Origin of the sequence: Rufibacter glacialis, assembly GCF_008271745.1 — a bacterium.
GTDB classification, from domain to species: domain Bacteria; phylum Bacteroidota; class Bacteroidia; order Cytophagales; family Hymenobacteraceae; genus Nibribacter; species Nibribacter glacialis.
The window spans coordinates 151,559-176,483 of sequence record NZ_VKKZ01000021.1; the positions used below are offsets into that span (position 1 = coordinate 151,559).

Sequence of the window (24,925 nt, forward strand, 5' to 3'; positions counted from 1 at the left end):
ATTTTTCGTAAACCAGGCTTGATACATGATAGATCTATGACGAAGTTGAGAAAAACGAGTAAAACCAAGCTGCACGACGAAACCACTAACGTAGGAAGCGGCACCACCATCATTCAGCCCAACGCCAACGACAACAAAGTGGGCTCTTTGCAGGAGGCCAAGAAGATAGCCAAGCAAGAGGCGCCCGTGATCAGTGATGATGACAAGCGCATCCGCGAGGCGTTCACAGACAAAGACTGGAACGAGATCAAGATCGCTGACTCCTGGCAGATCTTCAAGGTGATGTCTGAGTTTGTGGAAGGTTTTGAGAAAATGGCCAAGATTGGTCCCTGCGTGTCTATTTTTGGTTCTGCCCGCACCAAAGCAGAGAACCCGTACTACAAGATGGCCGAGGAGATAGCCGCCAAGCTGGTACGCCACGGGTACGGCGTGATCACGGGCGGTGGCCCGGGCATCATGGAGGCCGGTAACAAGGGCGCCCACTCTGAGGGGGGCCGCTCTGTGGGTCTGAACATCCAGTTGCCCTTTGAGCAGTTCAACAACATCTACATTGACCCAGACAAGCTCATCAACTTTGACTACTTCTTTGTACGCAAGGTGATGTTTGTGAAATACGCCCAGGGCTTCATTGGCATGCCCGGTGGCTTTGGCACCCTGGATGAACTCTTTGAGGCCATCACCCTCATCCAGACCAAGAAGATTGGCAAGTTCCCTATTGTGCTGGTAGGCAAGAAATACTGGCAGGGCATGTTTGACTGGATCAAAGATGTGATGCTGACCCAGGAGAGCAACATCAGCCCAGAGGACCTGGACCTGGTGCACCTGGTAGACAACGCCACTGATGCCGTTAAGGTCATTGATGATTTCTACAGCAAGTACCTGCTGTCTCCCAACTTCTAGGGAGCCCAGGCCTTGCCTTTTTATCGCTTTTATGGAAAAGAGCCCGGAAACGTTTCCGGGCTCTTTTGTTTATAGCCCTTGCCCGCTCACAGGCCCTTCTCTCTTGTGGCTTCTCGCTTTCTATAAATAATTTTATAACCAAGCTTCAACCAGCTTTCACCATCTCAAAATATAATTATATTTGTCTTATTAAATCCCTAAGTATCTATCCTCCCCCATTTTATCTGCGCCAACCTAACCCTTTATTTATAATGAAAAAAACCTTTACCCTATTCTTGTGCGCCGCCACGTTCTTTGCTTCTGGCTGCGCTTCCATTGTCTCAAAAACGAAATAACCCAATTAGCCTTTCCAGTGCCCCAGACGGCGCTACCTTCACCATTGTAGACCGCAACGGCAAAGAAGTAGCCGCAGGCCAGACGCCTACCACGGTCATTCTGAAGTCAGGCAACGGTTTCTTCAAGAAAGCCGTGTATTCTATCAATTTCAGCAAACCCGGGTTCAGCAACAAAACCCTCACCCTGGAGGCCGATGTAAACGGATGGTACTTTGGCAACCTGGTGTTTGGCGGCCTTATTGGCTTGTTGATTGTAGACCCAGCTACGGGCGCCATGTATAAATTCAACCAGAAAGACGTGCAGGCCATGCTGAGCCAGACCACCGTGTTTGCTCCTTTGCAGGAAGGTGCCCTGCGCATTGTTTCCATTGACGAGGTACCCCAGGAACTAAGAGCTAAAATGGTGGAGGTGAAATAAGCGTTTCTCCCCTTTTTCCCTGAAAAGAGCCCCGAAACGTTTCGGGGCTCTTTTGGTTTTGAGCGGGTTAGATATCCACTACCTTTGCTTTCCCTGCGTTATACCTCTAGACCGCTTACCTCCCCTGCCGTGACAGACTCCACCAAAAGACAGCAACAGGCCCGCGTACTCCGCGATTTCCGAAAGGTGCACCGGCTCACCGGCGCGTTCCTTTTCGTCTTCTTCTTTGTGATCTCCGTGACCGGGCTGTTGCTGGGCTGGAAAAAGCACACGGGCGGTCTGATCCTGGCCAAGACCCACACGGGCACCTCCACCAACCTAAAAGACTGGCTCCCGGTAGACAGCCTCACCACCAACGCCTTTAAGGCGGTGAAAGACTCATTGGGCGCAGACGTCACCCTCACCCTGGACCGCATTGACATGCGCCCCGATAAAGGCACCGTCAAATTCCTCTTCGTGGAAGAGTACCTGGGCGTACAGCTGGACGGTGCCACCGGGAAGCTCCTGCACCTGGAAACCCGCCGCGCCGACTTCATTGAGAACCTGCACGACGGTTCCATCCTGGACCGCGTGTTTGGCGTAGACAGCGGCGTGCTCAAAGTCATCTACAGCACCATCATGGGCGTGGCCCTGCTGATCTTTACCATCACCGGCTTCTGGCTCTGGTACGGTCCCAAACAGATGAAACAAGACAAACCCGCCATGGCCGCCCAACCTCGTGCCCCTCGTTCCGGAAGACCCATCAGGCCGGTGTAAGCTCTGTTCCCGGCTTTGTGGTTACTGCCTGCTTTCACAGAAACGGGGCTGAAACAGCAAACTTTTCTCCCTGCTTCTCAGGTTCCCGGACTTAACCGCCTTGTAATTCTTAAACCATTTCTCTCCTACCGCTTATGTCTTTTCTTGACCAGATCTCTGAGCCCACCCTTTTACTCAATGAAGCTATTGCCCGGGCTAACATCGGCCGCATGGCCGAGAAAGCGAAGCGGCACAAAGTCCGGTTGCGGCCGCACTTCAAAACGCACCAAAGCAGGCAGGCAGGGGAATGGTTCAGAGAGGAAGGCATTACCGCTATCACGGTTTCCTCAGTGAAGATGGCGCAGTACTTCGCCCGGCACGGCTGGCAAGACATCACCGTGGCCTTCCCGTTGAACCGCCGGCAATTGCCCCAGATAACGGAATTAGCCCAGCAGATTACCCTGCACTTGACCGTCACCTCCGCGGATGACGTGGCGTTCCTGCGGGAACACTTGGCGGCGCCCGTGCACCTTTGGGTGAAGGCAGACACTGGCTACGGGCGTACCGGCATCAAGACCGAAGACACAGTGGTTTTAGAGGCCGTTTTAGCCGAACTGAAACAGACCCCGCAACACACGTTTTCAGGTTTCCTGGCGCACGCCGGTCACTCTTACAAAGCCCGAAGCCATGAAAGCATTGCCGCTATCCATCAGGAAACGCTAACGAAGATGCGGGGCTTAAAGGAACGTTATTCCAGCACGTGGCCAAAGTTGCAACTCTCCATTGGCGATACGCCCAGCTGCAGCACCATGGAAGACTTCAGCGGCATAGACGAGATCCGGCCCGGCAACTTCGTATTCTATGACCTCACGCAGAACCTCATCAGTTCCTGCCGCCTGGAAGACATTGCGGTGGCCCTGGCTTGCCCCGTAGTAGCCCTGCACCCAGACCGCCACGAGGTGATTCTCTACGGCGGCGCCGTGCACTTCTCCAAGGATGCCCTGCAGCAGCCAGATGGTGCCGTCATCTTTGGGTTGGTGGTGCCGTTGACGGAGAGTGGTTGGGGAGAGCCTCTGCCAGAAACTGCCTTGGTTTCCTTGTCTCAGGAACACGGCATTGTACGCACCACGCCGGAGCTATTTTCTCAGTTTGAGATCGGTGGTTTGATGGGCGTGCTGCCCGTACATTCCTGCTTAACGGCGGATTTGATGAAGGGCTATGTGACGTTGGAAGGTAAGCAACTGGAGCATTTGAGTGGGGTGACCCAGAGACACTCGTAGGAGCTGCGCACACTACGAGGTCATTTGAGAGATACGTGAAGCAGTTTGGTTGAATCAAACCTGTGAGGTTTTGAAAACCTCACAGGTTTTTGTTTCCGAGCCTCTTTCCAGAAAATACGCCTTTTTTGTCTGAAAATCCAATAAACCGTTGCGCAAAAGACCTCGTAGCGTGCGCAGCTCCTACGAGTGTCTCTGCCAAGGCCGTTTCCAGTCGCATTTCCCAAAAACACCCCTAAAGCGCTTCCCATAAAAACCCCGCCCCTTCCCTAAACTATTCCGCTGCAAACTCGGTTAAGAAGAGATGGATCGCCCGGTGCCATTCTAGCGCGGGAATGCCTACCTTTGCTCTTTAAACCGAAACTGATCGGATGACGCCAAAAGAATCAACTGCTACTCCCGTAGCCAAAAATACTTCCTCTACCGTAGATGTGCCTTTTATTGAGGTGTACGGAGCCCGGGAACACAACCTCAAGAACATCAGCCTCAAGATCCCGCGCAACCAGTTGGTGGTCTTCACGGGCATCAGCGGCAGCGGGAAATCTTCCCTCGCGTTTGACACCATTTACGCCGAGGGGCAGCGCCGCTACATGGAGACGTTTTCGGCCTACGCCCGCTCTTTTCTGGGCGGACTGGAGCGCCCCAACGTGGACAAGATTGAGGGGCTTTCGCCGGTGATTTCCATTGAGCAGAAAACCACCTCGCGCAACCCGCGCTCCACGGTAGGCACCATCACCGAGATCTATGACTTCCTGCGGCTGCTCTACGCCCGTACTGCTGAGGCCTTCAGCTACGTGACCGGTGAGAAGATGATGAAGCAGTCTGATGACCAGATTGTGCAGCACATCCTGGAGCACTTCAGCGGCAAGCGCACCATCATTCTGGCCCCGGTAGTGAAAGGTCGGAAAGGCCACTACCGCGAGCTGTTTGAGCAGATCAGGAAGATGGGTTTCCTGCGCGCCCGCATTGACGGCGAGTTAACGGAACTGACGCCCAAGATGCAGGTAGACCGCTATAAGATCCACGACATTGAGATTGTGATTGACAAGCTGGTGCCATCGGCCGAGGACCGGTACCGCCTGTCTACCTCCATCCAGAACGCGTTGCAGCACGGCAAAGGCACGGCCCTGGCCATGGACGCGGATACCAATGAGACGCAGTTCTACTCCCGCCACCTGATGGACCCCGCCACCGGCATCGCCTATGATGATCCGGCGCCTAACACCTTTTCGTTCAACTCCCCCTACGGCGCTTGCCCCGTGTGTAACGGATTGGGCGAGATCGAGGAACTCACGGAGGAATCTATTGTGCCGGACAAGAGCGTGAGCATCAGCCGCGGTGGCATCGCGCCCCTGGGCGAATACCGCGACATCTGGATTTTCTCCCAGATCACTGCCCTACTCAAACGCCACAAAACCGCGCTCACCGTTCCTATCCAGGACATTCCGGCGGATGCCTGGAACCATTTATTGTATGGTTTTGAGGAAGAAGATCCCAAAGGCAAGAAAGAGCCGTTCGTGTTTGAGGGCGTATTGAACTTCCTGAAAAAACAGTTGGAGTCTGACTCTGACAACGTGCGCAACTGGGTGCAGGAATACACGCAGCAAAGCACCTGCCCCGAGTGCAACGGCTACCGCCTGAAAAAGGAATCGCTGCACTTCAAGCTGGACAACAAACACATTGGGCAATTGTCTGAGATGGACATCCAGGAACTGGCCGGTTGGGTGGCTAACCTGGAGGAACGCCTGAACGAGCGGCAGAACCTGATTGCCCGCGAACTGCTGAAAGAGATCCGCAAGCGGATCGGCTTTCTGGTAGACGTGGGATTAGAATACCTACACCTGCACCGGTCAGTAAGAACCTTGTCCGGTGGTGAAAGCCAGCGGATCCGTCTGGCCACGCAGATAGGCACGCAGTTGGTGGGCGTATTGTACATCATGGATGAACCCAGCATAGGCCTGCACCAACGCGACAACGAGAAGCTCATTAAAGCCCTGCAAGACCTACGGGACTTGGGAAACTCCGTGGTGGTGGTAGAGCACGACAAAGACATGATCCTGGCCGCTGACTACGTGGTGGACATCGGTCCGGGTGCCGGGGTTCACGGTGGGCAGGTGGTGACGGCGGGCACGCCGAAGGAGATGATGGAAAGCGGCACGACTACCTCAGATTACCTGAGCTACAGGAGAGGTATTCCGGTGCGGAAGCAGAAACGTGAAGGGAACGGCAAAAACCTGATTCTGCGTGGAGCCACCGGCCACAACCTGAAAGACGTGACGCTGGAATTGCCGTTGGGTAAACTGATCTGCGTGACGGGCGTATCGGGCAGCGGAAAATCGTCGCTGATCCATGACACGCTCTACCCTATCCTGAACAAATATTTCTTCAACGCCAAGCGCGAGCCGCTGCCGTTCAAAGCCATTGAGGGCCTGGAGCACATTGACAAGGTGATTGAGGTAGACCAAAGCCCTATTGGCCGTACACCGCGCTCAAACCCGGCTACGTACACTGGCGTGTTCACTGAGATCAGAAGCCTTTTTGCTTCTATGCCGGAGGCGAAGATTAGAGGTTACGCGGCCGGACGCTTCTCGTTCAACGTGAAAGGTGGCCGCTGCGAGACCTGCGAGGGTGCCGGTATGCGCACCATTGAGATGAACTTCATGCCTGACGTGTACGTGCCCTGCGAAACCTGCAAAGGCAAACGCTACAACCGCGAGACCCTGGAAGTGCGTTTCAAAGGCAAGTCTATCACTGATGTGCTGGACATGACCGTGGAAACCGCCGTGGAGTTCTTTGAGCACCAGCCCCGCATCTTGCGCAAAATCCAGACCTTGAACCAGGTGGGCCTCGGCTACATCACCTTGGGCCAGCAGGCTACTACTCTTTCTGGCGGTGAGGCACAACGCGTGAAACTGGCCACCGAGCTTTCCAAGAAAGACACGGGCCGCACGCTCTACATCCTGGATGAACCTACCACCGGTTTGCACTTCCAGGACATCCAGCATTTGTCTGACGTGTTGAACAAGCTGGTAGACAAAGGCAACAGTGTGCTGATCATTGAGCACAACATGGACCTGATCAAGGTAGCCGATCATGTGGTGGACATTGGGGCTGAAGGCGGCGCCAAAGGCGGCATGATCGTGGCGCAGGGCACTCCGGAAGAAGTGGCGGCACTCAACCTTGGGTACACGGCCCGTTTCCTGAAAGAGGAACTGAGCACCAGCCACTACATTGAGGCACCGGTGTTTGTGGAAGAGCCTGAACCAGAAGAGGAACCGGTGCTAGTTCCCGAGAAGAAAACCAGAGGCCGTAAAAAGAAAGAACCCGTAGAAGCTGATGCCTCGGCCCCGGCCGTGAAAGAGAAGAAAACACCCGGCCGCAAAAAGAAAACCGAATAATGTTTCAAGGCTGATTTAGGAGAATCGGCTTTAAAATACAAAAACAGAACTGCCTTGCTCTTGGAGCAAGGCAGTTCTGTTTTTGGGCTTCGCTTCTTAAAATGGGCTGGAAACGTCAACTCTTCTGGAAAGAGAGTCTGCCAGCCACTGTTTTTATTAATGGGCGGCTTCTGTCTGGTGGGCGGCGGCGTCTGCTTTCACCGTGTCTGCGGGAGCTGGTGTGGCAGGGGCGGGCGCCTCAACCTCTGGCGTGGTGGTGGTTACTTCCTCAGCCAACGCATTGCCAGAACCCAGGTCATTAGGGTCTGTATTGGAAGTGTACGTAGAACAGGCAACACCGGCAAACAGAGCGCAAGCCGCAAAGAAAGGCATGATATGTTTCATGGTTTTTGTAAAGTTTGCCCAAAGGTACTCAATTCAGATGATCAAAAACCAATCTGTTCCGTCAGGCCCCTTCCCCCTGCTGCTGTTGTGCGCCCATAATCTGTGTTTACCGCCGGTTTTCCTGAAACAGGCCTGAAAACAGACTGCCCGCTCTGTAGGTACAGAACGGGCAGCTTGGTATAGTATGATGGAGGAGACCTTAGTTACTTCTTCCTACCTGTTCATAGACGGGCTGGGCGGCTTTGCGGTGCGCCTGCAGAATAGGCAGGTTTTTGGCCGCGAAGGCTTTTATCTCCGCGTCTTTCCCGGTTTTGGCCTCACGGTCAAAGTCTGCGATGTCTTTGTCATGGGCGGTGACCATGTGCTGCATGTAGACTTTGTCAAACTCTCCCTCAGAAAGCTTAGAAAGCATGTCTAGGTGCTGCTGATGCTCTGGCAGGGGCGCGGTGGGCAACGTGATGCCTTTGGCAGCGGCAAGCGCTTTCAGTTCTGTGTTGGCTTTGGTATGGTCAGTGACCATGCGCTGCCCGTACTGCTTTACCCCGGCCATTTGCCCTTTGGCGGCGGCCATCTTACCGGCCTCCACTTCCATCAGGCCACCACTGGCGGCACGCATTACAAACTGGTGGTCTAGGTTCTGGCTGGCGGTAGCGCTGTCTGTGCTGGCGCCGGTGGCGGGGTTGTCAAAGGTGGCATTGTTGTTGACCTCGGCAACGCTCGCACTGTTGTTGTGGCCGGTACCTACTTTATCCCCTAACAGCCCGTACCCGGTACCCATATCATCTGGATCTGTACTGGAAGTATAGGTAGAACAAGCGGCACCCGTCAACAAAGCGGCGGCGGCAAAGATGGGCATCAATTTTTTCATAGCGATAGTATGATCTCTTAGGACAGTTTTTCTTAAAGTTACTTTTATACGCAGGGTTGCCCCCGGAGTTAGGTTCTGGCTGAACGGGCTCCCAGCCCTGGCATACTTTGGGTTTTGGCCCGGTGAAAAAAGAATGTCCGTGTTTTGAGGGCGTTTCAGTTGAAACACCCTCAAAACACGGACATTCATCTACATTACAGAAAAGCAGGCCTTAATCTACCAGGTCTTCAATTTTGGTGGCCATTTCCTGGTGTGACTTTAACATGGGGAGCGTCTTGGTGGCCAATGCCTTTACCGTGGGGGTTTCGGCACGGGTGCTTTTCATCTGGAACATGGCAACGTCCATCTTATGGGCGGTTTCCATGGCATCCATGTAGCTTTCATCAAACTCTTTACCCGTTTTGCCTTTCAATTTATCCAATAGCTCCTGGTGCATGGGCATCAGGGTCTTAGGTAGCGTGATTTTCATTTGGGTAGCCAGGGCCATCTGCTCTTTGCTGGCCCGGGTATGGTGATCTACCATCATCTGCGCGAATTTCTTCACCTCTGCGTTGGAGGCACTCTGCACCGCCAGTTTTCCGGCCTGTATCTCCAGCATATTGCTGCTGGCAGCTGTCATCATGAAAGCGGCATCGGTCATGTTGGTCAAGTCCGTGGTAGTACCTCCGGTAGCACCAGTGGTTCCGCCCGTAGTTCCGGTGGTAGTACCTGTTGTGCCTCCGGTGGTACCAGTGGTTCCGCCGGTGGTAGTGCCAGTAGTAGTAGTACCGGTAGTAGACCCTGTGGTGCCTCCGGTGGTGCCGGTAGTAGTACCAGTTGTTGTACCAGTAGTGCCGGTGGTAGAACCGGTTGTGGTTCCGGTGGTCATCCCGCCGGTGGTGCCGGTAGAGCCTGTGGAACCGGTGGTTGTTCCTCCGGTGGTGCCCGTACCAGTGGTGGTGCTGGACATGGTGCCAGAGGCATTGGCCCGGTTACCGGTAGAAGAACCGGCATTGGCGCTGGTAGAGGTGGTGGTGGTCTCAGCAGTGGTGCTGTCGGTTCCCGTATTGGTGCTTGTACAGGCTGTGCCCGCAAGCACTGCTCCGGTCATCAGCATTGACATGATGTTTTTCATAGTTCTATTTTTATTCTCGTTCATCCTGCCCTGTATACGGACTGATAATGAGACAGTTAAGCGATAAATACCGGAACTAATACGGTATTTAAGAGGGTAAAAACGTCCGCTCCTCTTTTTGAGGCCTCGTTTCCGGTACGGGAGTCTCCCACCAGCACTGCTTGAATCCAGAGGGGGTCGGGTACTGCCCCAGCCATAGAAACCAGGACTACCGGCAGCGGCAATAGGGTCAAAGGGAAAGTTTCCTGCGCCAGCGGCTGGTTGAGGGGATTGTAGAGCGCGGCTCACCCCTGGGTTCAGAAGCAGGAAAGCGAGTCTGCAACAACCTGCCCGGCTACAGATATAAGGAGCTTTTGCCGTAAGAATGGGCCGGAAAGGAGATAGCCTTAGCCAGGGATCAGGAACCTCTGGGGGTAATCAAAAAGAGCCTGCTGTAGCAGCAGGCTCTTTTTGATTATAAGGAAAGGGTGGTGACTATTTCTTGTCTTCCAGCTCATCTGCGTGGTGTTCATGCATGCGCAAGGTAGGCAAGGTTCTAATGGCAAATGCTTTCACCGAAGTGGTTTTGGCACCGTTGCTCACTACCTCATACAGGGCAATGTCCTGTTCATGGGCTGCTTCTATGTCTTCCGTGTATTCTTCATCAAACGCTTTCCCGGTAAGCTTGGAGAGCTTGTCTACCAGCTTCTGGTGATCTGGCATCAGGGCCGTAGGAAGCGTCACGTTCATTCCGGCGGCCAGTTCAGCCAACTCCTGGTTTGTCTTGGTGTGGTGGTCAATGATCATCTGGGCGAACTGCTTCACTTTGGGATCGGCTGATCTTTCCAGGGCCAATTTACCCAGCTGCACCTCCATCATGCCACTGCTGGCGGCCTCCATCAGGAACGTGGCTTCGGTAATGGTACGGGTCCCGTACATCATGGTGCCCGGCACGGTGCCTCCTGGGCTGGTGGTCACCATGGCATCTGCCCTGGCGGTGCTTCCGCTAGTCCCGGCCCCGGCGGTGACTGTGGCCGCATAGGCATCTGAGGTAGGAACGGTATTAGAGGTATTCGCATCTATCCTGCTGCAGGCGGTTCCGGTAAGAAGGCTGAAACCACCGGCTGTGATCACGTACAATAACTTTTTCATAGCTTTTCCTTTAAAGCAGTACCCCCTTACCAGCCGTTCAGGGCTTTCTGTGGGCAGGTACTGGCTTGGTGAATACTACGTATGTACGCAGGTTACTGGAGCTTTTGTTGTTTTTCCAACTCATCTTCCAGTTTCTCGGCCTGTAAAAGGTGAGCGCGCAGCGTAGGCAACCCTTTCTGAGCGAAGGCTTTCAGCTCCAAGTCTTTGCCTTTCTCCGCCATTTCCTCAAATTTGTCAATGGCCTCTTTGTGGTCTTCTACTATGGCCTCTACGTAGGCTTTGTCAAAGGTGGCCCCAGCGTTGCCCATGACTTTGTTGTAGACCTCTTGGTGGTCATCGCTCATGGCGTTGGGCACGATCAGGTTCTTGAGGTTGGCGATCTCCTTCAATTGGGCATTGGACTGGGTGTGGTGGTCCAGCATTAACTGACCGAATTGCCGCACCTGGGGCTGAGTGGCTTTGCTGGAGGCCAAACGCCCCAGCTCCACCTCAAACATGCCTGCGCTGCCTACCTCGGCCACAAACCAACCTACGTCTTCGTCTTTGCCGGTACTCTCCAGCAGCTTTTCATTGTGCCTTCCGGCAGCGTCTACAGAGGTGGCCTCATTAGAGGACCCACCGCAAGCAGAAACTAGGCACACGGCGCCGGAGAGCAGTAGATGGAACAGGTGCTTTTTCATAGTGTAGATCTTGTACTGATGGCATACAGGAAAGCCTGTACCCGCTTTTTTACGGTTTATACTGTCCAGGGTTCACTACTCTCTTATAATAATACAAAACCGGCTTCTAAAACGTTCTTATTACCAGTTTCAGCGCCTGCCTTGCCAGAAGAAGGAGATCCTCTTTGCGTGAAACACAGGCGCTTGTACTACCTGACGAGCAAAAAAAGGCGGGGAGCTTAGGGGCTGTTTTCTCAAAAACTGTCCCTAAGCTCCCCGCTTATCATTTTGTGAAGTTCCCCTTTACAGACTCACGCCCTTCTGCTTACCCGCCTGCCGGATGGCCTCGCGCACCGTGTCCTCATATTCTTCGGGGATGGCGTCAAACTCTATCTGGCCAGTTTGCCCTGAGGTAAGCCGGTACAGTAATTTGTCGGGCAGCACCCGCAGCAGGCTGATGCTGGTCCAGGGAAGCGTGACCGGCGCCTGGTTAGAAGCAAGCTTCAGCTCCAGGTGCTCCTCTGTCACTTGCACATAGGTAGTGCCGCTGGGCTTGCGACGGCGCCACGCTACTATGGTATAGGAGACCGCCAGCGCCAGTTGCAAGAAGGGCAGCAGGTATACATTCAGAGAGACTTCCTGGGCGGTGAATTGCCGGTACATCCCTAGCCCCCCCAGAATGAAAAACACCACCCCCATAAACAGGTACAGTTTGGCCAACGTAGAGCCGCTCTGGTTTACTGGAGCAAGGTTCAAGAAGAATGGGGTCATGGCACGTTACTTAGAGGATTTACTTTTCCGATCGCGTAGCACCAGGATGAACTTGAGCACCAGAAACATCAAAAACCCCAGAAAGGCAAACAGGGTGATGAGGATGTTAGGGTCATCTATGCGCCACATCAAGATCAGGAACGAGATGGTGAGCATGCAGTTCAGTAACAGGTTGGTGTTAAGGGGTGTCATGTAAGAAAACCTTGGGTGATGAGTAAAGATACAAAGTAGAACCCAGTACCCAAACCAATGCCTGTTTCTGCGTTGCTTTCTTAAAAACGAGGCCTAAACCGGAAAAGTGCCTGCCACGGGAGAAAAAGAAGTTCTTTTGGCCTTACTTATCAGCGATTGTCCACCTGTCAAAATCCTTGAAATAGGCGCTGCCCCAGAACGCGAAGCGCGGCAGCATGGTGGCCCGCACCCTGCGCTTGAAATCTGAGAAGTCCTTCTGTTTGGGCTGGGTCCAGAGCACCTCACTCAGGGCGGTCATGCGCGGGAACACCATGTACTCCACCTTGCTGGGGTAGCCCATGTACTCGGTCCAGACATTGCCCTGGGCGCCCAGAATGTATTTCTCCAGCTTGAGCTGCTCCAGTTCAGCGGGAACCGGGTTGAAGTTGTACACGGCATCTAAGGGGTTGTACCCATGAATAGCCAGACTGTCTTTGGGGTCTTTGGACTGATAGGCGTCAAAATACAGCGGGTTGCCCGGCGACATGATCACGGGGTGCCGCCGCTGGGCCGCCTCAATGCCCTGTTTGGCACCGCCCCAGTTCATGATCACCGCCGAGGTGTCCAGCTGCCCTTCCAGAATCTCGTGCCAGCCAATCACCTTCTTGTTCTTCTGGGCCAGATACCGAGACACCTGCTTGATGAAATAGGTCTGCAGTTCTTTCTCGTCTTTGAGGCCGTTGGCTTTCATGAAGGCCTGCGACTTAGGATCTGCTTTCCACCACATCTTGCTGCACTCATCGCCGCCAATGTGGATGTACTCCGAAGGGAAAAGATCGGCCACCTCGTGAAACACGGTCTTCAGGAATTGGAAGGTGCCCGGGTTAGGTGCCAGCACGTTGTTCTGCCGGTTGTACATGCCCCAGGTGTTGGCCACCTGCCACACGGTGTCTGGGCGGGTGCTGAACTCAGGGTAGGCAGCAATGATGGCGCGGCTGTGGCCCGGGATGTCAATCTCGGGGATCACGTTGATACCCCGCACGGCCGCATACTTCACCACCTCGCGCACCTGGTCCTGGGTGTAAAAACCGCCGTAACGGGTAGAGTCATAGCGGGCGGGTGTGTCTTTGAAATGCCCGATGAGCGTGGAGTTGCGCCAGGCTCCTACCTCGGTCAACTTGGGATAGCTTTTGATCTCCAGGCGCCAGCCCTGGTCATCAGTGAGGTGCCAGTGGAAGGTGTTGAACTTATGGAAAGCCAGGTAATCAAGGTACTTCTTCAGGAAATCTACTGGGAAAATGTGGCGGCTCACGTCTAAGTGCATGCCGCGGTAGGCGAAACGCGGGTAGTCTTTGACCTCCACCGTAGGAAACGCCACCTGCTTTTCCTTCTGCAGGGGCAGAAGCTGCAGCAAGGTCTGGATGCCGTGCACCATGCCCGTCACGTCCCGTGCCTTCAACCGGACGGTGGTTCCGCCTGACTCCAGCCAGTACATCTCGGGCCGGTTGGCTTCAATGGAATCATAGGCCAGCACGATCCTGGAGTTCCTGCCTATTTTGGTCTGGGGCGTAGCAATTTCCAGGGTGAGGCCCAACTGGTCTTTGAGTAACCCTTGCAGGTACACCGCCTGCTCCTGGAACGGGGCATCAGCGATGAGCAGGGTGTGCTTGTTCAGGGTCACGGGTTTCTCGGCGGTAGCCGTGAACGAGACCGGTTTAGGCACTATGTTGTTGGGCGAGGAGGTTTGGTCTTTAGGCGAAGGAGTTTGCCCCTGGCAGTTGACAGAAACCACCATCCCCATCGCGAACAGGAAAGACAGCCAGCGTTTTTTCATTTGTATTGAGCGTTAGCCTTTCTTGCCAAAGGCAGGGCAAGAAAGGGTTTTGACAAAGGTAAAGCCAATGGCAAGACAGAGGCAAACGGAACGGCCTTTCTCCCCTTAACCGGGAGAAAGGCCGTTCCGTTTGCCTTGCCACAAGGTTTATGACTGCGGCCTAGGCTGCGGAAGCGCCTTACGTGGCAGTTTATCTTTCCTGATGGCGGTCTGGTACACGAAAGAAGCCACAATCACAGAGGCCTGCTTCAGGTCATCCGCTTCCAGGCGGTCATAGGTGTCCATGTTGGTGTGGTGGGTACGGGTGTTGTATTCCAGCTCGTCTTGGATGAACTGGAAGCCCGGCAGGCCCAATCCGTCAAAGGAAAGGTGGTCGGTGCCCCCGGTGTTGCGGTTGGTCACGGTAGTAGCGCCCAGGTCATGGAACGGCTTGAGCCATTCTTTGAACAAGGGAGCCACGGCCTCGTTGCCCTGGGTGTAAATGCCCCTGATCTTGCCCGACCCGTTGTCCAGGTTGTAATAGGCGGCAATCTTGGCGTGCTCCGGCAACAGCTTCATGGTAGCAGGATCTCCCAGGTGTTTCTTGGCGTAGCCGCGCGAACCGTGTAGGCCTTGCTCCTCGCCGCCCCACAGCGCAATGCGGATGGTGCGTTTGGGTTGCAGGTTCAGGGCTTTGATAATGCGTACGGCTTCCATCATCACGGCTACCCCGGCGGCATTGTCGGTGGCGCCGGTGGCGGCGTGCCAGGAGTCCAGGTGACCACCCAGCATCACTACCTCAGACTTCAGCTTTTTGTCGGTGCCCGGAATCTCCGCGATCACATTGTAGCCTTGGGGATCCTCAGTGAGGAAGCGGGTTTTGCTTTCCAACTCCACCTCCACCGGAATACCGGCGGCCACCAGACGGCTCATGCGGGCCAGGTCTTCCTGGGCTACCTCAAACTCAGGCAGTACGGGTTTGGCATCTAGCGCATAAGAAGCGCCGTTGCTGGTAAAGAACGTGCCGTGCGACCCGCTGCGGCCGCTGAACATGGCTACTGCGCCTTCTTTCAGGAACATCTCGCCCATTTTCACCATCAAGGCGCGGCGGGCCTGGAATGCAGCTCTCTGTTCATCGGTCATGGGCGTGCGGCCCGCCGTTGGCTGTACCGGCTCGGCCATTTTCTGGAGTTGCTCGTCGGTGTAGCGGTTGCCATCTGGGGTGAAGGTGGTTTTGATGGGGTTGGTCACCTCCATCATCACAATCTTGCCCTTCAGCTTGCCGGCGTATTGGGCCAGGTCTTCTTCTTTGGCGGCTTTCACCAGCATGACCTGCGCTTTCACTGGCCCGTTAGTGCCCGGCGTCCAGGCTTTGGGTGACCCGATCATGGGCTGGTAGTAGGGCTTGGTAAGCGCCAGGTAGGATTTCTCCACCTCCCAGCCTTTGCCGAAGTTGCCCCAGGGCTCAATCACGGCGTTCTTCAACCCCCAGGAGGTGAGCTTGTCCTTCGTCCACTGGTTGGCTTTGGCCAGCCCGGTAGAGCCAGACAGGCGCGGGCCGTTCACGTCTGTGAGGTAAAAGGCGATTTCCATCACCTGGGAGTTCTTGAGGCCTTCCTGGCGGATTTTTTCCACCACGGCCGCATCTAGCGGTTCGGCTTGCTGGGCAAAGGCGGGCATAGCCAGAAAGGCGGCCCCTAAAATGAGGTGTAGCGTTTTGTTCATGGGCGAGAGGAGGTTAGTATAGCGTGAGGTAAATATAGGCAACCGCCCCAGACTTTACCACCTCTGCGGTTAAAAAGCTCACCCAGAACCAGATGAAACCGCTTAGAACCGGCTCACGCCCTGGTCATACGTTCTCAGGTAACAGTTCTCCAGTTGGTACTTACCGGGTTTGATGATGCGGTACACCTCAATGCAAGACCAGCGGCCCATCAGCTTCTCAGAGCGGAAGTACTTTTTCACCAGCACCAGGTTCTTAGACGGCAACACCACCGGGTAGGAATAGGCGTAGTAGGTGATGGGCGCCAGGTTCAGTTCCTGCACCACCACGGTGCTGTCAGGAAAATCGGTTTCTGTCCATTGGGTTCTGGGTTGTTGTCTGATCCGGCTTTTGAGGCGCTCAAACTCGGGTTTGGTGAGGCGGTAATCCATCTTGAGCTGTGGGCCGGCGCCATGCAAGCCTTGCCGGGCGGCCAGGCGGCTTTCATCAGAGATGTTGACTTTGGCCCAGAGCGAGTCATTAAGGTACACCTCAGAGAGCTTCCAGGGCAGCATGTTCTTGTCTATGCGGTTGTGCCGTCCCTGCTGGGACGCCAAATACCGCATGAAGTCCTGCACTACCTTGTTTTCAGTGGCAGGCACCTGGGCCCCGGCCTCAGAGAAGAGCAGCGCCAGGCAAAGGAAAGAGAAAAAGGCTAAGGTTCTGAAACGCATGGCAGGCAAAGGACTAATCTGTTATTATCTAAAACGGTTCTGTTCTCAAGCAGGGCGTACGCCCCGGGACTTTCCCTCTCAGGTGCAACAAACGTCAAACGACGAACCTGATCTCCGTTTAAGGGCTGTTTTGGAAGAAACAACGCTTAACCGCACCTGGACCCCGGCAAGGTCGGGCAGCTGAGACAACTGCGGCAAGAGCGCTCTCGGGGTTCAGGGCTGTTTTGCCAAAACCGTGCCTAAAACCGCCTAAAAGGCCGCTCCCCAGAGGCTAATCCCTAACAGGAACCCTAGGGCAAAACCGGCATAGACCTGTTTGGTATTATGCGCCCCCAAGGCCAGCCGTGCAGAGATCACCGCCCCGCAGGCCACCGCCCCCAGCGCCATGGGGTACAGCAGGTAGTTCTCGGGGAGCCACCCGTGCAGCAGCACCATGATCCCCAAACCGCCGCCCAACCCAATGCTGTGAGCGCTTATCTTCCAGAACTGGTTGATGACCAAGGTCATGTACACCGAGGCCGTGACTAGCAACATGATCAGGAAGAACAGGTTGTCAAAGAAAGAGACGCGGAAGAACATCACCGTGAGCACCGTATAACAGGTGGCGGCCAGCAAGAGCGGCCACCGCCGGTCGGTGCGGGCGTCTAAGGTGATAGAGGTCACCACCCCCGCCTGCTGCATCATGAGCGTACCAAACACCGGCAACAGAAACGTGAGAATGAACACCAACAGCACAATCAGCCGCCTGCCTTCTGGCGGGTAAGAGAACACTTCTGGCGGCAGATAATACAGCAGCAAGCCAAACAGGTAGGTAGGCAGAAGCAACGGATGAAAGAGAACGGAAAGCGCCGTCGCGATGCGGGGATTCACTTTGGTAATTAGGAATTAAGAATTAGGAATAAGGAATCGGTTCTCAGGTGACTTGATTCCCTTCATGTGCAATAGAAAGTAGGGTTACATCATGCTTTATTAAAATTCTTAATTCCTAATTCTAAATTCCTAATTGGAAGCTTCGCTTCCTAAAGTTCTTTGCGCAACCGGGCTACCGGGATGTTGAGCTGCTCGCGGTACTTGGCTACGGTGCGGCGGGCAATGTTGTAGCCTTTCTCGTTGAGCATCTTCTCAATCTTGTCGTCAGACAAAGGCTTGCGCTTGTTCTCGGCTTCAATAATGTCTTTCAGGATGGATTTCACCTCGCGGCTACTGGCGTCTTCGCCGGCATCAGTGGCAATACCCTCTGAGAAGAAGAACTTGAGCGGGATGATCCCGAACTCGGTTTGCACGCTTTTGCTGTTGGCCACGCGGCTCACGGTAGAAATGTCCATGCCAATGTCCTCGGCAATGTCTTTCAGGATCATGGGCTTGAGCTTGCTTTCGTCGCCTTCCAGGAAATAGTCATACTGGCGGCGCAGAATAGCCTCCATGGTGCGCAGCAGGGTATTCTGACGCTGTTTGATGGCGTCTATGAACCACTTGGCGGCATCCAGCTTCTGCTTCACAAACGTGACCGTCTCCTTGAGCTTCTTGTCTTTTTTGGAGCCTTTGTCATAGGCGTCAAACATGTCGGCGTAGGAGCGGGAGATGCGCAGGTCTGGGGCGTTGCGGGCGTTGAGCGAGAGTTGGAGCTGGCCGTCTTCATTGGTGATGATGAAGTCTGGGATCACGTACTGCACACGGGTGGCGCCGCCGGTTCCGCCGGGTTTGGGGTTCAGTTTGAGGATCAGGTCAATGGCGGCCTTCAGCTCAAAGTCCTCTAGTTCCAGTTTCTGCTGGATCTTGGCGTAATGTTTCTTGGTGAATTCATCAAAGGTGTCCTGGATGATCTGCTCGGCCACCTCAGTGATCTCATCCGGGTCACGGCGCTCCAGTTGCAGCAAGAGGCATTCCTGCAGGTCACGGGCGGCAATACCAGGGGGGTCAAAGGCCTGAATGCGGCGCAGCACGTCTTCTATCTCCTGCTCAGAGGCCTCTATGTTCTGCGAGAAGGCCAGGTCATTGGAAATGGCCTGCAGCTCGCGCCGTATGTAGCCGTCCTGGTCAATGGAACCAATGAGTTGCTCGCCTATGGCCATCTGCTTGGGGTCCAGGTTCAGGAAACCCAATTGGTCCATAAGGGCATCGGTGAGCGAACCGGTAAACGCGATGGGCATCTCGCGGTCTTCCTCGTCGCCGGGCCCATCCCCCTGCATCTTGTAGCCAGCTATCTCGTCATCATTGAGGTAATCGCCAATGTCCACGTCATCGTCATCGCGGCGGGCTTCGTCTTCGGCAAAGTCATCCTCGGTGTTGTCGAAGTCATCATCGGCATCACTGTTGGCATCCTCGTTATCCGTCGCAGGCTCATCGGCGACATCCCCTTCCTCCAACGCGGGGTTCACCTCCAGCTCCTCTTTGATGCGGGCCTCCAGCTCAGCGGTAGGCACCTGCAGCAACTTGATGAACTGGATCTGCTGCGGGGATAGTTTCTGGGATAATAGCTGTTTTAAATCAAGTCTCTGCATAGGCAAACGGCACCGGCCACACAAGTGCGGACTAGCCCAAAGTTATGGTTTTTTACTACTGGAATGCAAAAAAGGTTGATCGCCCCCTGGGGCGAGGTAGCAGGGAACAGGCACCGCGTGGCAAGACTCCTGTTATTAACTAAAATTTTTGCTGTTCTCTACTTACTTTTGCAACAGCAGAATACGTGCTACCTGATACTTGCTACCCGATACGAGAAAGAATATGAAAAGAACCAAAGTAAAAGAAGTCCTCCACATGCCCGGCAGCGGCCAGGAGGTGTTGGTAAAAGGCTGGGTGCGCACCAAGCGCGGCAACAAGTTTGTGACGTTCATTGCCGTGAATGACGGCTCCACCATCCATAATATCCAGGTGGTGGCAGACATGAACCTGTTCACCGACGAGGCCCTGAGGGAAGTGACCACCGGTGCCAGCGTTTCTGTACTTGGTACTTTGGTTCAAAGCCAGGGCAAAGGCCAGTCTGTGGAGATACAGGCCCGCACTATTGAGGTACTGGGCACCGCTGACCCAGAAACCTACCCCCTGCAGAAAAAAGGCCACTCGCTGGAGTTCCTGCGCGAGATCGCCCACCTGCGCCCGCGCACCAACACCTTTGGCGCGGTGTTGCGCATTCGGCACGCCATGGCCTTTGCCATTCACCGCTACTTCAACCACAACGGGTTCTTCTACATCCATACCCCCATTATTACGGCTTCTGACGCCGAGGGCGCCGGCCAGATGTTCCGGGTGACCACCCTGGACCCGGTAAACCCACCCCGTACTGAAGACGGTACGGTTGATTTCTCTGAAGACTTCTTTGGCCGTTCCACCAACCTGACCGTGTCTGGGCAGCTGGAGGGCGAAGTGGCCGCCATGGCCTTGTCTGAGGTGTACACTTTTGGGCCTACCTTCCGGGCCGAGAACTCCAACACCAGCCGCCACCTGGCGGAGTTCTGGATGGTGGAGCCGGAAATGGCTTTCTATGAACTGGAAGACAACATGGACCTGGCCGAGGATTTCCTGCGCTACCTGGTACGCTACGCCCTGGACCACTGCCTGGACGATCTCCAGTTCCTCAACGACATGTATGACAAGGAACTCCTGAACCGCCTGGCCTTTGTGGTGGAGAACGACTTCCAGCGCCTGACCTATTCAGAGGCGGTGGCTATCTTGATTGATGCCAAGCAGAAGTTTGAGTACAAAGTAGAATGGGGCACTGACCTGCAGAGCGAGCACGAGCGCTACCTGGTAGAGAAGCACTTCAAGAAACCGGTGATTCTGACCAACTACCCTAAAGACATCAAGTCGTTCTACATGAAGCTCAACGATGACAACAAGACCGTACGGGCCATGGACGTGTTGTTCCCGGGCATTGGTGAGATCATTGGCGGCTCGCAGCGGGAGGAAAACTATGAGAAACTGGTGAAACGGATGCAGGAGATGCACATTCCCGAGAAAGAGATGTGGTGGTACCTGGACACCCGCCGCTTTGGAACGGTGCCGCATAGCGGGTTTGGCCTGGGTTTTGAGCGCCTGCTCTTGTTTGTGACCGGCATGGGCAACATCAGAGACGTGATTCCTTTCCCACGCTTCCCTAAAAGCGCTGAGTTTTAATCAGCCTAAACGTCCTTCTTTCAGCCGCCCTTCTGGTTTTTCCCAAAGGGCGGCTTTGTTTTTGGCCTGTTTTCCGGAAAAGTCCCTTTTAACTCACCTAGGCTGGAGGTAGCGCAAGGAGGCGGTTCCAGCCTACGCTCATCTTTGCAGGACTTCCTTGGCTACTACACTCATTCCCTTGGCTCAACGTGCTGTCTTCTTGCCCGGCATCTCCCCTTTGCCTGGTGTTCCGCCCAAATGGACAGAACTCTCCCTTGCAGAACTGTCATTAAATACTTTTGGTGGCCACTTCTCGTAAATGGCTCTTTTTTCCTCAAGCGTTTAGGGGGTGTTTTTCCTATTTCGGCCCTGAAACATAGCCGTTCAGTCCCCTAAAGCAGTTCCTGTTATCCTTTCAAGCTATTTGGCGTATGTATGCATGCCATTTGCTTTAGAAAGCCAAATGACGTTTCAGCCTAAAAAAGAAAAGAGGGTATTAACGATTATATGGTTTTATAAGAATAATTACATCAACTTTGTTTTGTACAATATGATAAAATTATAAGCACTTTTATTCTCATTTATTTTAATTTTAAATGTATTCTCTTTTACTTTACCCTGAAACAAACAACAGACAACCTATTCAAGAACCATGATTAAATATTTTACCCTTCTGCTATTTATGTTCTCCCTTACCTTAGGGACCGCCCAAGCTCAGAGCGCGAGCCAAAAGGCCAAAGAGCGCCAGGCTCAGATGAAACAACAAGAAAAAGAGCGGGCTGAGCTGGCCAAGCAAAAAGCCAAAGAACGCAAGGAGATGGCGAAACAAAAAGAGATCGCCCGTCAGGCCCTGATTGACGCTAAGTATGAGGCTTTAGATGAGGCCTTGCTACAGAAAGAAGAAGCCAGAAGGATAGCTGAGAAAGAAAGAATGGCTGCCCTGAAACTGAAAGAGGAGGAGAGAGAAGCCGCCTTAGAAGAGAAAGAGAGGGCCGCCAAAGAAAAAGAGCGCCAGGTGAAAATGGCCCTGAAAGAAAAAGAGCAGGCCAAGAAATTAGCCGCCAAAGAACGGGCTCAGGAATTGAAAGAAAAGGAAGCAGCCCGCAAGCTAGCCGCCAAAGAAAAAGAGAGCAACAAAAGAATAGCCTCCAGCCAAAAATAGGCTTAAGACCTGCCCTATGTAAAGATCTACATAGGGCACTTCACTCCAACTCCCTTCCGTTAGAGTTGCCTCTAATAACAAATAAGCTTTCCTTCTTTTGGAAACAGCAAGAGCCCGCCGTAGCGGGCTCTTGCTGTTTAGGGGCTCTTTTCCCGAAATTAGGCCCAAACCGGAAACCCGCTTATCTCTCTCCTGCTACGGTTCATCCACCTCTCTCCACAGTTCATCCACCTTTATTTTCGGCCCTCTTCCTAGCGGTTCATCTTTGTTTAGAAACGAAGCAATACCGCCATGAAAACCGTTGTCCTCTTCACCCTCCTGCTGCTTACCCCTCTCCTTTCTCAGGCCCAGATTATCTTGCAAGGCCAGGTGCTGGATGGGTCCGGCCAGCCGGTCGTGGGAGCCAACGTGTACCTGAAGGGCCTGTATGAGGGCGCTTCCACGGATGGGGCCGGCGCGTTCTCGTTCACCACCAAGGAAACGGGTACCCAGACCCTGGTGGTCAGCTTCCTGGGGTTCAGCCCCCTGGAGCAACCGGTGAACCTGAGCCAGCCGGTGCCGGCGTTCCGCCTCACCCTGAAGCCCGACCAGCGGCAGCTGCAGACCGTGACCATCACGGCGGGCGCTTTTGAGGCCAGCGATGAAAAGCGGGGCGCGTTGCTCACCTCCCGCGACATTGTCACCACGGCCGGGGCCTCGGCGGATATCATGGGCGCGGTGAACACCCTGCCCGGCACCCAGAAAGTAGGCGAAGAGGGGAAACTGTTCGTGCGCGGTGGCGACAGCTATGAATCCAAGACATTTATTGACGGTCTGTTGGTGGCCAACCCGTACAATGCCAGCGTGCCGGACGTGCCTTCGCGGGGCAGGTTCTCCCCTTTCCTGTTCAGTGGCATGGCCTTCAGTTCCGGCGGGTTCTCTGCTGAATACGGGCAGGCCCTGTCCTCGGCGCTGCTGCTCCAGAGCCAGGGTCTGGCCGAGGAATCCCAGACCGGCTTCTCCCTCATGAGCGTGGGGGCCAGCCTCTCGCGCACCAAACGCTGGCAGAACACCTCCCTGGCCGTGTCTGGCGAATACACCAACCTGCAGCCTTACATGAACCTGGTGCCCCAACGCCGGGCCTGGCGCCACATGCCCGAGACCAAAGCCGGGAGCCTGGTGTTCCGGCACAAGCCTTCGGCCACCGGCCTGATCAAACTCTACGGCACCTACGCAGATAGCCACCTGGGCCTGTTGCAACCCAACCTGGACCAACCTGCCAGCCCTACGCCCATTGACGTACGCAACCGCAACCTGTTCCTGAACAGCACCTATGAAGAGACGTTCCAAGAGAAATGGACCCTGCAGGCGGGCATGGCCTTTACCCACACGGTGGATAACCTCGCCGCCGGCGATGCCCGGGTCAACACCCAGGAGAATGCCTGGACCGGAAAAGCCGTGCTAATCCGGGACCTGCACCACGCCGTCACGCTCCGCACCGGCCTGGAAGTACAGCTACGCGGCTACCGGCAGCAGTACCGGCAGCGTCTGGAGGATGACCACAGAACCGCCGCCGTGCCCGAGCAGAACCTGGCCGGGTTTGCCGAGGCCGATGTTTACCTGGGCGACAAGCTGGTGGCCCGCCCGGGGCTGCGTTGGGAGCGGTCCACCTTCCTGGCCCAGAATGCCCTCTCCCCCCGATTGGCCCTGGCCTACCAGGTCAGTACCCACGGCCAGGTGTCTTTTGCCTACGGCCACTTTTACCAGACCCCCGAGAACGATTTACTCAAGTACCGCCAACCCCTCACGTTCGAGCGTGCCGCCCACTACATCCTCAATTACCAGCGCACCGCCAACCAGCGTACCCTGCGGGTGGAAGGGTACTACAAAGACTACCGGAACCTTGTGCGCTACAATGCACCCCAGCTGCTGCAGGCCACTGAAATCACCAACGGGGGCCACGGCTACGCCCGGGGGGTGGAAATCTTCTGGCGCGACCAAAAGACCGTGAAAGGAGCCGATTACTGGGTTTCCTACTCCCTGCTGGGCAGCAAGCGCCTCTACAAGGGCTACCCGGTGGCGGCGCGGCCGGGCTTCGCCTCTTACCCACAACGTGAACCTGGTGTACAAGCAGATGATTTTCCCAATCAAGACCTACGTGGGCGTCACCGCTAGCTACACCAGCGGCCGGCCGTACCATAACCCCAACCTGGAAGGCTTCCAGCAGAGCCGCACCAGAAGCTACCAGGACCTCAGCCTGAACGCCAGCTACCTCACCACGCTGAAAGGCTACTCCACCATCCTGCACGTTTCCTGCAGCAACCTGCTGGGCCGCGAGAATGTGTTCGGCTACCGCTACGCTTCCTCCCCGGATGCCTCCGGGGCCTTCGCGGCCCAGCCGGTGGAGCCCGGCGCCAAACGCTTTGTCCTGGTAGCCCTGCTTATCTCCATCAATGACGCCAAGTAATGTGCTAATGATTTTTATGTGCCAATGTGCTACCTGGTTATCAGCTCCTCTTTCCTCCCCCCTTACCCATTTAATGGATTACTTCAGTTTCACCCTACTTTTCAAAAAACACCTTAAAAACAAAACGCCATGAAAAAATTACTCCTGCTTCCGTTCTTATTTTTAATGCTCTACGCGTATGCCCAAGGCGATTACCAAGCGGCCCTTTCCGAAGCCATTCAGCAACTCAGAGCCGCAAAAACCGCCGAGGACCAACAGCCGGTGGCCAACAAAATACAGCGCATCGCGGAGGCGGAGCCGAAGGAATGGCTGCCGGCCTATTATGCGGCCTACGCCAATACCGGCCTAAGCTTTCTGCTGAAGGAGGAAACCCAGCGCGACGCCGTCCTGGACAAGGCCCAGACCTACCTGGACCGGGCCCTGAAACTTAAGCCCCAGGAATCAGAGCTGTTTGCCCTGCAGGCGTACCTGCACCAGGCCCGGCTGGTCATCTCGCCTATGGCCCGGGGCATGAAATACGCCGGCCTGGCCACGGTAGCCCTGGAGAAAGCGAAGGAGCTGAATCCCCACAACCCCAGGGTGTACTTTCTGCTGGGCCAGAATGCCTTCAATACTCCGAAGATGTTTGGCGGTGGTCCCGCTGCCGCTAAACCCATCCTGGAAACCGCGAAGGAAAAATACCGCAGTTTTACCCCTTCCCACGCCTTGGCCCCTGCCTGGGGCGAGCAGGCCAGCCTGGCGCTTTTGGCGAAGTGTGACTAAAGAACCCTGCCGCCCCTGCCAGCCCGCGGGGCGGCAGATTATCGTTAAAATCC

22 protein-coding genes are annotated in these 24,925 nt (G+C 54.9%); 10 read left to right on the forward strand and 12 right to left on the reverse strand.

Features of this window, described 5'->3' with window-relative positions; translation table 11 throughout:
* Positions 1–36 precede the first annotated feature (36 nt).
* The 5 genes from FOE74_RS12320 to uvrA all read left to right on the forward strand — a co-directional run bounded on the left by FOE74_RS12320 (position 37) and on the right by uvrA (position 7,063).
* Positions 37–900, forward strand: a complete 864-nt coding sequence (locus FOE74_RS12320; RefSeq protein ID WP_149098925.1) for an LOG family protein — start codon at positions 37–39, stop codon at positions 898–900.
* A 315-nt stretch (positions 901–1,215) separates the two neighbouring features.
* Positions 1,216–1,653: a hypothetical protein gene (locus FOE74_RS12325; RefSeq protein WP_149098926.1), complete on the forward strand. Its 438-nt coding sequence runs from the start codon at positions 1,216–1,218 to the stop codon at positions 1,651–1,653.
* A 129-nt stretch (positions 1,654–1,782) separates the two neighbouring features.
* On the forward strand, positions 1,783–2,409 hold the full coding sequence (locus FOE74_RS12330) for a PepSY-associated TM helix domain-containing protein (RefSeq protein ID WP_149098927.1): 627 nt from the start codon (positions 1,783–1,785) through the stop codon (positions 2,407–2,409).
* A 134-nt stretch (positions 2,410–2,543) separates the two neighbouring features.
* Positions 2,544–3,668 (forward strand): alanine racemase, encoded by a 1,125-nt coding sequence (locus FOE74_RS12335; RefSeq protein ID WP_149098928.1) that lies wholly within the window; start codon positions 2,544–2,546, stop codon positions 3,666–3,668.
* A gap of 368 nt (positions 3,669–4,036) precedes the next feature.
* Positions 4,037–7,063: an excinuclease ABC subunit UvrA gene (gene uvrA, locus FOE74_RS12340; protein ID WP_149098929.1), complete on the forward strand. Its 3,027-nt coding sequence runs from the start codon at positions 4,037–4,039 to the stop codon at positions 7,061–7,063.
* 156 nt (positions 7,064–7,219) lie between these two features.
* On the opposite strand, the gene FOE74_RS12345 is transcribed toward uvrA, so the two are convergent.
* The 12 genes from FOE74_RS12345 to rpoN all read right to left on the reverse strand — a co-directional run bounded on the left by FOE74_RS12345 (position 7,220) and on the right by rpoN (position 18,911).
* A complete protein-coding gene (locus tag FOE74_RS12345; RefSeq protein WP_149098930.1) occupies positions 7,220–7,447 on the reverse strand; it encodes a hypothetical protein in 228 nt (75 codons plus the stop codon).
* Positions 7,448–7,646: 199 nt separating this feature from the next.
* Positions 7,647–8,315, reverse strand: a complete 669-nt coding sequence (locus FOE74_RS12350) for a DUF4142 domain-containing protein (protein WP_188686738.1) — start codon at positions 8,313–8,315, stop codon at positions 7,647–7,649.
* Between the two features lie 211 nt (positions 8,316–8,526).
* Positions 8,527–9,429, reverse strand: coding sequence for a DUF4142 domain-containing protein (locus FOE74_RS12355; RefSeq protein ID WP_149098932.1), 903 nt, complete (start codon positions 9,427–9,429; stop codon positions 8,527–8,529).
* Positions 9,430–9,903: 474 nt separating this feature from the next.
* Positions 9,904–10,560 carry a DUF4142 domain-containing protein gene (locus FOE74_RS12360; protein ID WP_149098933.1) on the reverse strand — a complete coding sequence of 219 codons (657 nt, stop codon included), beginning with the start codon at positions 10,558–10,560 and terminating at the stop codon, positions 9,904–9,906.
* A gap of 92 nt (positions 10,561–10,652) precedes the next feature.
* Complete coding sequence (locus tag FOE74_RS12365) at positions 10,653–11,240, reverse strand: DUF4142 domain-containing protein (protein ID WP_149098934.1); 588 nt, start codon at positions 11,238–11,240, stop codon at positions 10,653–10,655.
* 282 nt (positions 11,241–11,522) lie between these two features.
* Positions 11,523–11,990: a hypothetical protein gene (locus FOE74_RS12370; RefSeq protein WP_149098935.1), complete on the reverse strand. Its 468-nt coding sequence runs from the start codon at positions 11,988–11,990 to the stop codon at positions 11,523–11,525.
* A 6-nt stretch (positions 11,991–11,996) separates the two neighbouring features.
* Complete coding sequence (locus tag FOE74_RS12375; protein WP_149098936.1) at positions 11,997–12,182, reverse strand: hypothetical protein; 186 nt, start codon at positions 12,180–12,182, stop codon at positions 11,997–11,999.
* Positions 12,183–12,324: 142 nt separating this feature from the next.
* Positions 12,325–13,995 (reverse strand): beta-N-acetylhexosaminidase, encoded by a 1,671-nt coding sequence (locus FOE74_RS12380; protein ID WP_225840797.1) that lies wholly within the window; start codon positions 13,993–13,995, stop codon positions 12,325–12,327.
* 147 nt (positions 13,996–14,142) lie between these two features.
* On the reverse strand, positions 14,143–15,699 hold the full coding sequence (locus FOE74_RS12385; RefSeq protein WP_149098937.1) for a M28 family metallopeptidase: 1,557 nt from the start codon (positions 15,697–15,699) through the stop codon (positions 14,143–14,145).
* Positions 15,700–15,801: 102 nt separating this feature from the next.
* Entirely contained in the window at positions 15,802–16,410 is a 609-nt protein-coding gene (locus FOE74_RS12390) for a hypothetical protein (protein WP_149098938.1), read from the reverse strand.
* A 249-nt stretch (positions 16,411–16,659) separates the two neighbouring features.
* Positions 16,660–17,280, reverse strand: a complete 621-nt coding sequence (locus tag FOE74_RS12395; protein WP_149098939.1) for a hypothetical protein — start codon at positions 17,278–17,280, stop codon at positions 16,660–16,662.
* A 149-nt stretch (positions 17,281–17,429) separates the two neighbouring features.
* The gene (rpoN, locus tag FOE74_RS12400) at positions 17,430–18,911 is read right to left on the reverse strand and encodes an RNA polymerase factor sigma-54 (RefSeq protein ID WP_149098940.1); all 1,482 of its coding nucleotides are present in this window, start codon (positions 18,909–18,911) and stop codon (positions 17,430–17,432) included.
* 223 nt (positions 18,912–19,134) lie between these two features.
* On the opposite strand from rpoN, the gene asnS reads away from it, so the two are divergent.
* The 5 genes from asnS to FOE74_RS12425 all read left to right on the forward strand — a co-directional run bounded on the left by asnS (position 19,135) and on the right by FOE74_RS12425 (position 24,872).
* Positions 19,135–20,523: an asparagine--tRNA ligase gene (asnS, locus tag FOE74_RS12405; RefSeq protein WP_149098941.1), complete on the forward strand. Its 1,389-nt coding sequence runs from the start codon at positions 19,135–19,137 to the stop codon at positions 20,521–20,523.
* A gap of 733 nt (positions 20,524–21,256) precedes the next feature.
* Positions 21,257–21,664, forward strand: a complete 408-nt coding sequence (locus FOE74_RS12410; RefSeq protein WP_192576612.1) for a hypothetical protein — start codon at positions 21,257–21,259, stop codon at positions 21,662–21,664.
* Between the two features lie 291 nt (positions 21,665–21,955).
* Positions 21,956–23,818 carry a TonB-dependent receptor gene (locus tag FOE74_RS12415; RefSeq protein ID WP_149098943.1) on the forward strand — a complete coding sequence of 621 codons (1,863 nt, stop codon included), beginning with the start codon at positions 21,956–21,958 and terminating at the stop codon, positions 23,816–23,818.
* Positions 23,778–24,110: a hypothetical protein gene (locus tag FOE74_RS12420; protein WP_149098944.1), complete on the forward strand. Its 333-nt coding sequence runs from the start codon at positions 23,778–23,780 to the stop codon at positions 24,108–24,110. The genes FOE74_RS12415 and FOE74_RS12420 overlap by 41 nt, the downstream gene beginning before the upstream one ends.
* A 129-nt stretch (positions 24,111–24,239) precedes the next feature.
* Positions 24,240–24,872: a hypothetical protein gene (locus FOE74_RS12425; protein WP_149098945.1), complete on the forward strand. Its 633-nt coding sequence runs from the start codon at positions 24,240–24,242 to the stop codon at positions 24,870–24,872.
* The last annotated feature ends 53 nt before the right edge of the window (positions 24,873–24,925 follow it).